This is a genomic window from Arthrobacter sp. KBS0702 (genome assembly GCF_005937985.2).
GTDB lineage: Bacteria > Actinomycetota > Actinomycetes > Actinomycetales > Micrococcaceae > Arthrobacter.
Window position 1 is genome coordinate 1,904,859 of record NZ_CP042172.1, and the last position, 14,670, is coordinate 1,919,528.

Consider the following 14,670-nt stretch of genomic DNA (forward strand, 5'->3'; position numbering starts at 1 on the left):
ATCGCGCGCATGGAACTACTTTAGCGCCTTTGAACGGCCTCCGGGGCGACGCCGGGCCCAGCGCGAGCCACACGAACGGCGTCGCCGATGCCAAATTGTTACATATTCTTTATTAATTGGCGTCGGTACTTACGCCAATAGCCTTCCGCCGGCGTCCCGTAGAACGCAAATACGCCGTAAGTAATACAAATTCAAATCCAAGTAGTTTGGCGTCTGGTTATAAGTATTAGCTGGCGCCTCGGCAAGTGATATTCCGGCCGGTCCGCACTCTACCCTCCAGCAGGGATACTGGCGCAATATACAGGGGTTTTCCGGACCCCACCGGCGAAAAAGCTGGGAGCTTGCTAAAAATTTCGAACAGGGACACTATGCACTCAAGATCTCGGGGGGATTCGTAAATGGTCTCGGGTTGAGGAGCCTGTTATGTATCGTTTGCGTGAGTCTGCCCTGCAACAATTCACCCACCTGCCAGCGCGCCCGCACGCCGCCGGCAGCAGCCCGGAAAAGGTCTAGCCATGTTCGGCTGGATAACCCGGTTCAGTATGCAATTCCGCATCCTGGTTCTGGCGCTCGCGGCCGGACTCGTCACCTTCGGCGTTGTGAACGTGCCGCACATGGCCGTGGACAGCATGCCAGAGTTCGCCCCCGCGCAGGTCGAGATCCAGACTGAGGCCCTGGGCCTCTCCGCTGTTGAAGTCGAACAGCTCATCACCTCGCCGATGGAAGCCGACCTCCTCAACGGGGTGGCCTGGCTGGACGAAATCCGCTCGAAATCGGTTCCCGGCCTGTCCTCCATCGAGCTGGTCTTCCAGCCGGGGACGGACCTGCTCCGGGCCCGCCAGCTGGTGGCGGAACGGATGACCCAGGCACATGCGTTGCCGAACGTGTCCTCGCCGCCCCTGATCATGCAGCCCATGTCATCGACCAGCCGCGTCATGATGGTCCGGATGAGCTCCAAACAGCTCTCCGGAATCGAAATGTCCGTCCTGGCGAGATGGAAGATCAAGCCGCGTCTGATCGGCATCCCGGGGGTGGCGAACGTGGCCATCTGGGGCCAGCGCGAACAGCAACTCCAGGTGGAGGTCACCCCCACGCAGCTGCAGGAGAAGGGCATCACCCTGGAGCAGGTGATCAAGTCCACCGGCAACGCCGTCTGGGTCTCGCCGCTGAGCTTCCTGGAAGCCTCCACCCCGGGAACAGGCGGTTTCGTCGAGTCCCCCAGCCAGCGGCTGGGGATCCAGCATGTCCTTCCGATCCGCACCCCGGCTGACCTTTCCAAGGTTGCCGTGGAGGACACCAACCCTCGGTTGCTCCTCGGGGACGTCGCGAAGGTCCGGGAGGACCACCAGCCGCTGATCGGCGACGCCGTCGTCGGACAGGATCCGGGCCTGCTGCTGGTCGTCGAGAAGTTCCCCGGAACCAGCACGCTCGAAGTCACCAAAGACATTGAAGCGGCGCTGAAAGACCTCGAACCCGGCCTCGCCGGAGTCCAGATGGACACCTCGGTGTTCCGGCCGGCCGCAGCACTGCAGGACTCCGTGGATGGCCTCGCGCTCGCGCTGCTCTTCAGCCTGCTGATCGCGGTGGCGCTGTTCTGGCTGCTGTTCCGGTCCTGGCGGGTCGCGGTCATCGGTCTGGTCGCCCTGGCCACTTCGGTGACGACGGCGGCCGTGGTCCTCCAGGTGCAAGGGGCCACCCTCAACGTGGCGGTCCTGGTCGGCATCTTCCTGGCGGTCTCGCTGATAGTGGGCGACGTCGTCGAAGATGTGCAGGCCCAACGGCGGCGCCGGGCCGACAACGATGTGTCCGACCCGGCCGCCGACTTCCGGTCCCGGATCGGGCGCGCCGTCCACAGCGTGCGCACCGCACTGTTCCACGCCTCGCTGATCATGCTGATCCCCCTGGTGCCGTTGCTGTTTGCCTCCGGGATCGGCGGTGCATTCTTCCGGCCGCTGATCTGGACCGTGCTGCTGGCGCTGCTCGCCTCGCTCATTGTGGGCCTCGCCGTCACGCCGGTGCTGGCGCACATGCTGCTGCCACGCGACACTTCTTTCCGGCGGCAATCGCCCGGGTTCGACCGGGCCCGGGCGTCCTACCAGCGCACGCTGACAGCAGCCCGCTCCCGTACGGCCCTCGGCCTTGCAGCCGTCGCCGTCGTCGGCGTGCTGGGCCTGGCAGCCGGATCCCAGTTGATCGGCAACCGGCCCGTGGTTCCGACCCTCCCGGACAGGACCCTGCTGGTCCAGTGGGACGCCATGGCCGGCACCTCCAACGAGGAGGTCACCCGCATAGCCGCGCGCGCCTCGGACGAACTCCGGACAGTGCCTGGCGTCTCCGGGGTTGGCGGACACGTCGGCCGCGCGATCGCCGCGGACCAGGTGGTGGGCAACAGTTCCGCGGAACTGTGGGTGTCCATCGCGCCGGACGCGGATTATGCCGCGACCGAAAGCGCCGTCCGCGAAGTCGTCAAGGGCTACCCGGGCATCGCCAATAACGTCGTCAACTATTCACAGCAGCAGATCGGTGAACTCCGCACCACGCTGGACCCGGGCTTCGCGGTCCGCGTCTACGGCACGGACATGACCGTGCTGCAGCAGAAGGCCGAGGAAGTTCGAAAGGCCATCTCCGGCATCAGCGGCGTGGGTAACCCGAGGATCACTTCGACGCCCAAGACACCCATCGTGGAGGTCGAAGTCAATCTGGAAGCGGCTCAGAAGGTCGGAATCAAACCAGGTGACGCCCGGCGCGCCGCGGCGGCCCTGATGCAGGGCATCGTCGTTGGCAACCTCTTCGAACAGCAAAAGGTCTTCGAGGTCGTGGTCCGGGGCGCTGTCGACGTCAGGGACGACCTGACCAGCGTGCGGGAACTGCTGCTGGACACCCCCGACGGCGGCCACGTCAAGCTCGGCGAGATCGCCGCGGTGCGGCTGGTTCCCAACGAGGTGGTGATCCTGCACGATGACACCTCCCGCCGGATCGACGTCGTCGCGGACGTCAGCGGACGCCCTCTGGCGGACGTCCAGCGGGACATCAACGACGCCGTCCGGAAGATCGACTTCCCGCTCGAGTATCACGCCGAGATCCCCTCCAAGTACAGCGAGAACCAGGCGGCCGACGCCATGGTGGCGGGACTGGCGATCGCGGCTTTCCTGGCCGTGCTGATCCTCCTGCAGACGGCCCTGCGGAGCTGGAAGCTCGCGCTCGCGGTCTTCCTGTCCCTGCCGGCGGCACTGGCCGGCGGCACCGTGGCGGCGTGGTTGTTCGGAGCGGTGAACTCGCAGATCGTGCTGACAGCCTTCGCGGCGGTCCTGGCCATTACGGCCCGGAACGCGGCACTGCTCTCGACACGCTGCGACGAACTGTGGCGCGAAGATCCAGCGGCCTCCCGGGCGGCGGTCGTCATGGCGGCTGCACGCGAACGGATCTCGCCGGTCCTGAAGACCGCCTTGATCACCGTGCTCGTGCTGATCCCGCCGGCCGTCTTCGGCGGCGTCATCGGCCAGACCGTGCTTGGCCCGATGCTGCTGATCATCGTCGGCGGCCTCGTCACTTCGACGCTGTGCTCGCTTTTTGTGTTCCCGCTCCTGATGTTCTGGTTCGGCCCGAAGGAAGGGCCCGAGGAGTGGGAATCCGTCAACGAATCCGAAGTTCCGGTATTGCAGGAAAAGGTGGAAGTAAAATGACCAGCCAAAAGCCCCTCCGGCGCCTGCCCCTGGCGGCCGCTGTCTGTGCAGCACTCCTGAGTTCCCTGCCCGCCTGCGCGGCGACTCCGGCGTCCAGCAGCTCCTCGGTCCAACTGGCCAATGACCCGGCCAAGGTGGAGAAGAACGCGTCCACCGGCATCGCCAAGATCACCCTCAATGCCCGCGCCGTCCAGCGGCTCCAGCTGAAGACGGACACGGTCAAACCGGGTGCCACCGGCACCGAGGTGCTGCTCCCGTACGCGTCCCTGCTCTACGACGCGAACGGCAAGACCTGGGTGTACACGAACCCGGAGGAACGCGTCTACCAGCGCCAGGCAGTCACGGTCGCCAAGGTGGAGGCGGGCGTCGTGACGGCCACTGCGGGCCCTCCGGCCGGCACCGCCATCGTCACCGTCGGCGCGGCGGAACTGTTCGGCGCAGAGTTCGATACGGCGCATTGACATGCGCCGGATCATTGCGACGAGCCTAAGGTTCCGGTCCATCATCGTTGCGATGGCCGCTGCCTTGATGATCGTAGGCAGTGCCCAGCTCAGCACAGCCTCGGTGGATGTGTTCCCCGAATTCGCGCCGCCCAAGGTCGAGGTGCAGACCGCCTGCCTGGGCCTGACGGCGTCCGAGGTCGAGGAACTCGTCTCTGTCCCGATGGAGGAGGCGTTCAACGGCATCGACGGCCTCGACCACATGCGGTCCAAGTCGGTGTCCCAGCTCTCCTCCATCGTTCTTGAGTTCAAGCCCGGGACCGACGTCCTGAACGCCCGGCAGATGGTTTCCGAGCGGATGGCGACCGTCATCCCGACGCTGCCCACCTGGGCCGCACCACCGGTGATGCTCCAGCCGCTGTCCTCGACCAGCCGGGTCATGAAGATCGGGTTGTCCTCGGAGACCCGTTCCCTGATCGAAATGTCGATGATCTCCTACTGGAACATCCGGGCGCACCTGCTGCGGGTGCCGGGCGTGGCCAACGTGGCAATCTGGGGCGAACGCCTCCAGATGCTGCAGGTCCAGGTGGATCCGGCGAAGCTCGCTGCCAACAACGTCACGCTGGAAAACGTGATGAACTCCACCTCGGACGCCTTGGACGCCGGATTGCTCAAGTACTCCCCCGGCGCCCTGATCGGCACCGGGGGCGCCCTCGAGACGCCGAGCCAGACCATGAGCATCCGCCACGTCCAGCCGATCACTGGTCCGCAGCAGCTGGCCCAGGTCGCGCTGGAGCAGCGTGAGGGCCAGCAGCCGTTGCGGCTCGCCGACGTCGCCACCGTCGTCGAGGACCACCAGCAGCTGATCGGGGACGCCGTCATCAACGGAGGCCCCGGCCTGATGCTGATCGTGGAGAAGCTGCCGTGGGGCAACACCCTGGAGGTCACGCGCGGCGTCGAAGAGGCCCTGAAGGAGCTGCAGCCGGGCCTCACCGGCATTGCGGTGGACACGACGTTGTTCCGGCCGGCGACTTTCATTGAGGAGTCGCTGGGCAATCTCAGCGTGGCACTGCTCCTGGGCTGCCTGCTCGTGATTTTGGTGCTCAGCGTGTTCCTGTTCCAGTGGCGTACCGCCCTGGTCAGCGTGGCGGCGATCCCGCTCTCGCTGCTGACGGCGGCCCTCGTCCTCTACTGGACGGGAGGAACAGTCAACACGATGGTGCTTGCGGGATTGGTGATCGCCGTCGGGGTGGTGGTGGACGATGCCATTATCGACGTCGAAAACATCGTCCGCCGGCTCCGCCAGCACCGGGCGGCCGGCGGCACCGACAGCGTGGCGCGGGTGGTGGTCAACGCCTCCCTGGAGGTCCGCGGCCCGATCGTCTACGCGACCCTGATCATCGTGGCCGCCACCGTGCCGATCTTCTTCCTGGACGGCCTGACCGGATCCTTCTTCCGGCCGCTGGCCATCTCCTACACCCTGGCAGTGTTTGCCTCCATGCTGGTGGCCCTGACCGTTACCCCGGCCATGGCCTACATCTTCCTGCGCAACGCGAAGCTCGAGGACCGCGACCCGCCCCTGGTCCGGGTCCTCAAGCGCTGGTACGGCGCCGGGCTGCGGCCGATAGTCCGCCGCCCGCTCCCGGGCTACCTGTCGCTGGCTGCGCTGGGTGTGGTGGGCATTGTGGCCGCACCCCTCCTGGGCCAGTCGTTGCTGCCGTCCTTCAAGGAACGCGACTTCCTGATGCACTGGGTCACCCAGCCGGGCACATCCAATGCCGAGGAGGTCCGGGTCAGCCAGCTGGCCTGCAAGGAGCTGATGACGGTGCCCGGGGTGCGCAACTGCGGATCCCACATCGGGCAGGCGTTTGCGGCGGACGAGGTGGTCGGCGTCAACTTCGGCGAAAACTGGATCAGCATCGATCCCGCGGCGAACCATGACAAGACCCTGGCCTCGGTCCAGGAACTGGTCGACGGCTACCCGGGCATCCACCGGGACGTCCAGACCTACCTCAAGGAACGCGTCCGGGAGGTGCTCACGGGCACCGGCTACGCCGTCGTTGTCCGCGTGTACGGCGACGACCTCGCGGTCCTCCGGAAGGAGGCGGACAAGGTCAAGAAGATTCTCGGCGGCATCGAAGGCGCCGTCGGCGCGAAGATTGCCCTGCAGGTGGACGTGCCGCAGATCGACGTCGAAGTGGACCTGGCCGCGGCCAGCCAGTACGGCCTCAAGCCCGGCGACGTCCGGCGGGCCGCGGCCACGCTGGTTGCCGGCGAGGAGGTCGGCGACGTGTACCGCGACGGGAAGGCCTACGACGTGCAGGTCTGGAGCCCGCCGGAGACGCGCACCAGCGTCACCAGCATCCAAAACCTGCAGATGGACACGCCGAGCGGGCAACGCATCAAGCTGGCCGACGTGGCCAAGATCTCGGTCAAGCCGACCCCGAACGTGATTGAGCGCTCGGAAGGCTCCCGCCGGCTCGACGTGAGCGCCAATGTCAAGGAAGGCGACCTGGTGAAGGTCGTGGAGGAACTCAAGGGCAACCTGGAGACGCTGGAGTTCCCCACCGGTTACCATGCCGACGTCCTGGGCGAGTACGCGGAACGGCAGGCTGCCTCACAGCGCCTGCTGGTCTTCTCGGTAGGCGCCATCGCGGTGATCTTCCTGCTGCTGCAGGCGGCTTTCCGCAGTTGGCGGCTGGCGACGCTCGTAATCCTGACCCTGCCGGCGGCGCTCGTGGGCGGTGTCCTGGCCGCGCACCTCAGCGGCGGGATCCTGTCCCTGGGCTCGCTGGTCGGTTTCCTCACGGTGATGGGCATTGCCGCCCGTAACGGCATCCTGCTGATCAACCACTGCCAGCACCTCGAACAGTTCGAAGGCGTGCGGTTCGGCCCCGGACTGGTCCTGCGCGGGGCGGCCGAGCGGTTGTCCCCGATCCTGATGACCACCCTGGCCACCGCCCTGGCACTCGTGCCGCTGGTGGTCATGGGCAACATCCCGGGGCATGAGATCGAGCACCCCATGGCCGTCGTCATCCTCGGCGGCCTGGTCACCTCGACGCTGGTGAACCTGTTCATCGTCCCCTCGCTCTACCTCCGGTTCGCAAAGGGCCGCGCGGAGCGCGAGCACGGGCACCATGCGGCCCAGCCGGCTACCGCCGGCTAGCCGCGGCAAACAACCCCAGAGAGAGGCGTGTTTCATGTTTCAGCGACGAAGGCGGTTCACCGCCTACGGCTCGGCGGCCCTGCTGGTGCTGGCGACGTTCACCGCGACGTCGGCACCGGCGGCGGGCGCCGCGCCGTCGAGCCAGGAGCTCTGCGGGCCAGGGTCGGCGATCCGGTTCGACCGGGATGACTACCCGTCGTCACCGCGGATCGACAACAAGTGGTTCCCGTTGATGCCCGGCATGCAGTTCACAACGACCGGAAGGGTCACGGACGCCGACGGCACGCACGCCCACTCGGTGGTCCACACCGTCACCGGCCTGACCAAGGTGATCGACGGCGTCAAAACCCTCGTGATGTGGGACCGGGACTACTCCGACGGGGTGCTCACCGAGTCCGAACTCGCCTTCTTTGCCCAGTCGGACAAGGGTGATGTCTGGCTGTTCGGCGAGTACCCGGAGGAATACGAGAACGGGAAGCTCATCGGTGCGCCGAGCACCTTCATCAGCGGCATCGACAGGGCACGGGCGGGAATTGCCATGCAGGGCGAACCGCACCGGAACACCCCCGCCTACGTGCAGGCCTACGCACCCAAGGTGGACTTCCTGGACTGCGGTGACGTGCTGTACAAGAACCTGCGGGTCTGCGTTCCGACGGGCTGCTACAACGATGTGATGGTGATCGACGAGTTCAACCCGCTGGATCCGCCCAGCGCGGGCCACCAGCGGAAGTACTACTCGCCGGGCACCGGTCTGGTGAAGGTCACAGCCTCCGGCGGCGACAGCCAGGAGTTCATGGACCTCGCCAAGATCAAGAAGCTGAACCGTTCCGAATTGGAGCATGTGAACGCCGAGGCGCTCAAACTGGACCGGCGCGGCTACACCGTCAGCAAGGACGTCTACGCAAAGACCCCGTGCGCCGTGGTGGCGTATCCGCGTACCGGCTCCTGACGGGCGCGGGACCGCCGCCGACGCCGGACGGCGGCCCCGCCCCTGCACAGAAGAGCTCCGGTACACGGAAGAGCTCCGGTCAGCCTGGCTGACCGGAGCTCTTCCGTGGTGCGGCTGACCGCCCGGGGTGAAGGCTACTTCACGTCCTCGTCGACCCAGTCCATGGACTTGGTGACAGCCTTCTTCCAGAGACGCATCTGGCGCTCGCGTTCGGACTGGTCCATCTTCGGCTCCCAGCGCTTGTCCTCGGACCAGTTGGCGGAGCATTCGCCCAGGTCCTTCCAGAAGCCGACGGCGAGTCCGGCTGCGTAGGCGGCGCCGAGCGAGGTCGTCTCCACCACCTTCGGCCGGATCACCGGGACACCCAGGATGTCGGCCTGGAACTGCATCAGCGCATCGTTGGCGACCATGCCGCCGTCGACCTTGAGCTCCGTCAGGGGCACCCCGGAGTCGGCGTTGACCGCGTCGAGCACCTCGCGGGTCTGGAAGGCGGTGGCCTCCAGCGCCGCGCGGGCAATGTGGTTCTTGTTCACGAACCGGGTCAGGCCGACAATCGCGCCGCGGGCGTCGGAACGCCAGTACGGAGCGAAGAGGCCGGAGAACGCCGGCACGATGTAGACGCCGCCGTTGTCCTCGACCGCAGCCGCCAGGGTCTCCACTTCCGGGGCGCTGCCGATCATGCCGAGGTTGTCGCGCAGCCACTGCACCAGCGAACCGGTGACGGCGATGGAGCCTTCCAGGGCGTAGTGCGGCTTGGCGTCGCCCAGCTTGTAGCCGACCGTGGTCAGCAGACCGTTCTTGGAGTGGACGATCTCCTCACCGGTGTTGAAGATGAGGAAGCAGCCGGTGCCGTAGGTGTTCTTGGCCTCGCCGGCGTCGAAGGCGGCCTGGCCGAACGTCGCCGCCTGCTGGTCACCAAGGATGCCGGCAACCGGCACCTCGCGCAGCAGCTGGGACGTGTGGACCGTGCCGTAGACCTCGGAGGAGGACTTGATGGCCGGCATCATGGAGGCCGGGACACCGAAGGCGTCCAGGATTTCCTGGTCCCAGGACAGCGTCTCGAGGTCCATGAACATGGTCCTTGAGGCGTTGGTGACGTCCGTGACGTGGACGCCGCCGTCGGTCCCGCCGGTGAGGTTCCAAAGCACCCAGCAGTCGGTGTTGCCGAAGACCAGGTCCCCGGCTTCCGCCTTGGCGCGGGCGCCCTCGACGTTGTCCAGGATCCACTTGATCTTGGTGCCGGAGAAATAGGTCGCCAGCGGCAGGCCCACCTTCTGCTTGAAGCGTTCCGGGCCGCCATCCTTGGCGAGCTCGTCGACGATCGGCTGCGTCCGGGTGTCCTGCCAGACGATCGCGTTGTAGACCGCCTTGCCGGTGGTCTTGTCCCAGACCACCGCGGTTTCACGCTGGTTGGTGATGCCGACGGCGGCAATGTCGTGGCGGGTCAGGTTGGCCTTGGACAGTGCGGAGGCGATGACCTCGCGGGTGTTGTTCCAGATCTCGGCGGGGTCGTGCTCCACCCACCCGGCCTGCGGGAAGATCTGCTCGTGTTCCATCTGGCCGGAGGAAACGATGTTGCCGCTGTGGTCGAACACGATGGCGCGGGTGCTCGTGGTTCCCTGGTCAATGGCGATTACATACTGGTTCATGCTGACGTCCTTGTCGGTTGGGCCTGCGGTTGATTTTGATGCGTACGGCTGGGATTTCTAGGAAGCGGCGGCGGTGGCGATGATCGGCACCACTGCTGCGACAATGCCGGCGAGTCCGCCGCCGACGAGCGGTCCGACCACCGGGATCCACGAGTAGCTCCAGTCCGAGGAGCCCTTGCCCTTGATGGGCAGCAGGGCGTGGGCGATGCGGGGACCAAGGTCACGGGCGGGGTTGATGGCGTATCCGGTGGGGCCGCCGAGGGATACACCGATGCCGACAACCAACAGGGCCACGGCCAGCGGGCCCAGGCCGGAGGGGGTCCCGCCGAAGGTCAGGATGACGAAGACGAGGACAAAGGTGCCGATGATTTCCGTGATCAGGTTCCACGGGGTGGAGCGGATGGCCGGTCCGGTGGAGAAGACGCCCAGCTTGCTGGCGGGCTCGGGTTCGGCGTCGAAGTGCTGCTTGTGCGCCAGCCACATCACGACGGCGCCCAGGAACGCACCGAGCAGTTCACCGCCGAAGTAGGTCAAGGTGGAGCCGAAGTCGACCGCGACGCCGGGGGCGTACTCCTTCTTGCCGTTGAGCAGCAAGCCGAAGGTTACGGCAGGGTTCAGGTGCGCGCCCGACTTGGCGGCAACGTAGACACCGGAGAAGACGGCAATGCCCCATCCCCAGGTGACCATCAGGAACCCGCCGTTGTTGCCCTTGGTGCCTTTGAGCGCGACGTTGGCCACAACGCCGCAACCCAGCAGGGTCAGCATTGCGGTGCCGAATACTTCGGACAGGAAAACTATTCCAAGAGACATCTTTGACTCCTCTATTTTCTGTTGTCAGCCCTTCGCGAGTTTGAAGGGCCGTTGGGCCGGCAGCGGTTTCGCGCTGCCGGCCGGCCACTGCCGGGCCCTCGAGGGGCCCTGCAGTCTTTGCGCCCGGACAAACCCGTCCGGGCACGCAAGCACTAGGCGACCAGGCTGTGGACCTGGACTCCGTGGAACCGTTCGAGCACCTCCTGGGCGTGGATAATCTCTGCAGCCCGCGCCGAGGTATCCCAGCCCAGCGGGCCGGACAGGATCTCGGCGGCTTCGTTCAGCAGCTCCCCGGTCACCAGCCCGCGGAAGGCGAGCGAGGTGCGGCGGACCAGCACGTCGATCAGGTGGCCGATCTGTTCGTTCTCCGCCATGTACTCCAGTTCCCGCACACTCAGTTCGCGGGTGGAGTGCAGCAGCCGGTCCGGCCCGGCGTCGAGGTAGGCCATCACGTCCACCGCGCGCGTGCCGTAGCGGGTCAGCAGGCCCGCCGTCCGGTCCGCATCACGGCCGGCGTCCATGTGCGCCTTGATCCAGCGCTGGACGCCGTCCTCGGTGGCGGGGAAGCCTGCACCGCCACCGATGGCGAGTTTCGCGGTGGAGACTTTCCGCTCCAAGCCGAGCTCGGCCAGGACGTCGTTGCTGAGGTGCTCGGCCAAGGCCCGGAAGGTGGTCCACTTCCCGCCCACCAAGCTGAGAACGACGGCGCCGCCGTCGGCCTGCTGCCGGCCGCTGCCACTCCCCTGGCCGTTTCTGGCCGGCCCGCGGCGTTCGATCCGGTAGTCGCGGCTGACGAAGCCGGGCTGCGTGGCGTCGTGCCGGGGCAGCGGGCGGACACCGGAGAAGGTGTAGACGATCTGTTCCCGGTCCACCGCGACGTCCGGGAAGACATGCCCGATCAGGTCGAAGAAGTAGTCAATCTCGGCTTCGGTGCAGACCGCGTCCTCCGCCATGTCGGCGTCGACGTCGGTGGTTCCGACCAGGACGCGGTCACCCATCGGGTAGATCAGCACGATCCTGCCGTCCGTGTGCTCGAAGAAGATCTCCCGGCCCTGGCACGCCTCAAGCAGTTCGGGGTGGTCCAGCACGATGTGCGAGCCCTTGGTGCCGCCCATAAAGGCCGAGGCGGCGCCCATGGCCTGGTTGGTGAGGTCGACCCAGGCACCGGTGGTGTTGACCACCACGTCGGCGCTGAAATCGAAGACCTCGCCGGTCAGTTCGTCACGGAGCTGGACCGCGCCGGACCGGCCGCCGGCTTCCGTCGCCGCGTCCATGGAGACGAGGGAAAGGTAGTTGCTGGCGCGGGCGCCGTTGCCGCCGGCCTCGCCGGCCTTCTCGCCGTCCTGGAGGACGTCCAGGGTCAGCCGCTCCGGGTTGTGCACGGAAGCGTCGAAGTAGGTCGCAGCGTATTTGATCCCAGGGTGCAGCCGCGGCAGCTCGGCCAGGGCGCGCTTCCGGCCGCGGAACTGGTGGCGCGGGACGGTGCCGCCGTCGCGGGAGAAGAAGTCGTACATGCTCAGTCCCAGCTTGATCAGGAAGGCGCCGCGCTCCTTGGGTGCGCCCTGCTGCTTGTGGGTCAGGAACCGCAGCGGCGCCGCGAGGATGCCGGAGAAGGTGCTGAAGATCGGGATGGTGGTCTGCAGCGGCTTCACGTAGTGCGGCGCGATGCGCAGGAGCCGGTTGCGTTCGACGACGGACTCCTGGACGAGGCGGAATTCGCCGTTTTCGAGGTACCTGATGCCACCGTGGATCATGTGCGAGGAGGCACCGCTGGCGCCCTGGCAGAAGTCCCCCCGTTCGACGAGGGCCACGTCTACGCCCTGGAGGGCCAGGTCACGGAAGGTCCCGACTCCGTTGATTCCGCCGCCGATGATCAGCACCTGCGCGTGCGGCCGGTTCCGCAGCCGCTGCACCGACGTGCGCTGGCTGTTCGTCGCCGATTGGCCGGATGAAACCTTGTTTCCCAAAACTGCTCCTTGGGGCTTGTTACTGCGCGGCGCGCCGTCTGGCACGTCGCGTTCAACACTATTCTTTGGACTAATGGAAAATGGAGTCAAGCACTATGCACAAACGTGCAGATTGGAAATGGAATGTCGCCCACCCGCCAGTCCGACGCCCTCCGGGCCGCCCAGCTGTATTACCTCCAAGACCTGACCATGGACGCGATCGCCCGTGAGCTCCGCACCTCCCGTTCGACCGTTTCCCGGTTGCTCTCCGCGGCCCGTGAATCCGGCCTGGTGCAGGTCCAGATCCGCAGCCCGCTCGATACCGGCCCCGAACTCGAGAGCATGATCCGGGCCGAGTACAAGGTCGATGTGCACGTCGTCCCGGTGGTGGACACGCTCAACGAGGCGGAAACGCTGGACCGGGTGGCGATGCAGGCTGCACGCACCATCGGCCCGCTGGTGGACTCGAACGCCATCATCGGCGTGGCCTGGGGCTCCACGTTGAGCGCCGTCAGCCGGCACCTGACCCGGAAGATCACCCACGACAGCATCATCGTCCAGCTCAACGGGGCCGGAAACATGCAGACAACAGGCATCACCTACGCCTCGGACATCATGCGGCGCTTCGGCAGCGCCTACGGTGCGCGGGTGGAACAGTTCCCGGTGCCGGCGTTCTTTGACCACGCGGCCACCAAGGAGGCCATGTGGAATGAACGCAGTGTTCAGCGCATCCTGCGGCTGCAGTCCCGGATGAGCATCGCTATCTTCGGGGTGGGATCGGTCGACGCCGACTACCCCAGCCACGTCTACGCCGGCGGCTACCTGGACGAGGACGACCTGAACGTCCTGGCCAATTCCGACGTCGTAGGGGACGTTGCCACCGTCTTCTTCCGCGCCGACGGCTCCTCCGACGGCATCACCCTCAACGAGCGTTCCACGGGGCCGGACCTGGCCCAGCTCCGACAAGTCCGGCGACGGATCTGTGTCGTGTCCGGGGCGTCCAAGATCAACGGGCTGCGCGGGGCGCTGGCCGCCGGGCTGGCCACAGACCTGATCCTCGACGAGGCCACAGCCCGGCGGCTGGTCGGTTCTGAAGGCCCAAGCTGACGGCCGGCCGGCGCCGGCCGGGCCGCCGAAATGGGTAGAGTCGGTGCTATGAGAATTTCCCCCCGGCTGACGCTGAACAACGGTGTGTTGATGGACCGCCTCGGGTTCGGGCTCTACAAGGTTCCACCCGCTGACGCCGCCGGGCTCGTCACCATGGCGCTGGAGGCCGGCTACCGGCACTTCGACACGGCTGCCATGTACGGGAACGAGACCGGCGTCGGGAAGGCGATCGGCGCCTTGTCAGCCTTCGACGGCTCCGCCGGTGGCTCCGGCGAGCTGCACCCCCCGCTCGCCCGGGAAGACCTCTTCGTGACCACGAAACTCTGGAATGACGACCAGGGCTACGACGCCACGCTGCGGGCCTTCGACACCTCCATCGCCAAGCTCGGCCTGGAATACGTGGACCTGTACCTGATCCACTGGCCCTGCGCCCGGCGCGGGCTCTACACCGAGAGCTACCGCGCCCTCGAAACGCTTTACCGCGAAGGCCGGGTCCGCGCCATCGGGGTGTCCAACTTCCAGCCCGCGCACCTGGAGTACCTGCTTCAGACCGCCGAAGTGGTGCCCGCCGTCAACCAGATCGAGCTCCACCCGTGGCTGCAGCAGGCCGAACTGAGGGCCCTGCACGCCTCGCTCGGCATCACCACCGAGGCGTGGAGCCCGCTGGGCCGCGGCCAGGTGCTGCAGGACCCGGTGGTAGTCGAGCTCGCCGCCGCGCACCGGCGCACGGCGGCGCAGATCATCCTGCGCTGGCACCTGGAACTGGGCAACGTCGTCATTCCCAAGGCCAGCTCCTACACCCGGATCCGCGAGAACCACGACCTCTTCGGTTTCAGCCTCGGCACCGCGGATTTGGACGCCCTCGCCGGCCTGGAACGGGGCTTCCGCACCGGCTCGAACCCCGACGACGTCAACTAGGA

Annotated in this window: 9 protein-coding genes; 6 read left to right on the forward strand and 3 right to left on the reverse strand. The window is 66.6% G+C overall.

Annotated features, from left to right (window positions below; all coding sequences use genetic code 11):
• Positions 1-542 precede the first annotated feature (542 nt).
• Genes FFF93_RS08760 through FFF93_RS08775 form a run of 4 tightly spaced genes read left to right on the forward strand, consistent with a single transcriptional unit; the run spans position 543 to position 8,238 of the window.
• Complete coding sequence (locus FFF93_RS08760; protein ID WP_261375032.1) at positions 543-3,683, forward strand: efflux RND transporter permease subunit; 3,141 nt, start codon at positions 543-545, stop codon at positions 3,681-3,683.
• Positions 3,680-4,144: a hypothetical protein gene (locus tag FFF93_RS08765; RefSeq protein ID WP_138769255.1), complete on the forward strand. Its 465-nt coding sequence runs from the start codon at positions 3,680-3,682 to the stop codon at positions 4,142-4,144. The genes FFF93_RS08760 and FFF93_RS08765 overlap by 4 nt, the downstream gene beginning before the upstream one ends.
• A 1-nt stretch (position 4,145) precedes the next feature.
• Positions 4,146-7,289, forward strand: a complete 3,144-nt coding sequence (locus FFF93_RS08770) for an efflux RND transporter permease subunit (protein ID WP_138769254.1) — start codon at positions 4,146-4,148, stop codon at positions 7,287-7,289.
• Positions 7,290-7,323: 34 nt separating this feature from the next.
• Positions 7,324-8,238 carry a hypothetical protein gene (locus FFF93_RS08775; RefSeq protein WP_138769253.1) on the forward strand — a complete coding sequence of 305 codons (915 nt, stop codon included), beginning with the start codon at positions 7,324-7,326 and terminating at the stop codon, positions 8,236-8,238.
• A 134-nt stretch (positions 8,239-8,372) separates the two neighbouring features.
• On the opposite strand, the gene glpK is transcribed toward FFF93_RS08775, so the two are convergent.
• The 3 genes from glpK to FFF93_RS08790 form a co-directional block, all read right to left on the reverse strand.
• Entirely contained in the window at positions 8,373-9,887 is a 1,515-nt protein-coding gene (glpK, locus tag FFF93_RS08780; protein WP_138769252.1) for a glycerol kinase GlpK, read from the reverse strand.
• Between the two features lie 57 nt (positions 9,888-9,944).
• Complete coding sequence (locus tag FFF93_RS08785) at positions 9,945-10,697, reverse strand: MIP/aquaporin family protein (protein WP_138769251.1); 753 nt, start codon at positions 10,695-10,697, stop codon at positions 9,945-9,947.
• 152 nt (positions 10,698-10,849) lie between these two features.
• Positions 10,850-12,664, reverse strand: coding sequence for a glycerol-3-phosphate dehydrogenase/oxidase (locus FFF93_RS08790; protein WP_138769250.1), 1,815 nt, complete (start codon positions 12,662-12,664; stop codon positions 10,850-10,852).
• A 123-nt stretch (positions 12,665-12,787) separates the two neighbouring features.
• Between FFF93_RS08790 and FFF93_RS08795 the strand changes: the two genes are divergently transcribed.
• Both FFF93_RS08795 and FFF93_RS08800 read left to right on the forward strand, forming a co-directional pair.
• Positions 12,788-13,750, forward strand: a complete 963-nt coding sequence (locus tag FFF93_RS08795; RefSeq protein WP_138769249.1) for a sugar-binding transcriptional regulator — start codon at positions 12,788-12,790, stop codon at positions 13,748-13,750.
• A gap of 48 nt (positions 13,751-13,798) precedes the next feature.
• Complete coding sequence (locus FFF93_RS08800) at positions 13,799-14,668, forward strand: aldo/keto reductase (RefSeq protein WP_138769248.1); 870 nt, start codon at positions 13,799-13,801, stop codon at positions 14,666-14,668.
• Positions 14,669-14,670 lie beyond the last annotated feature (2 nt).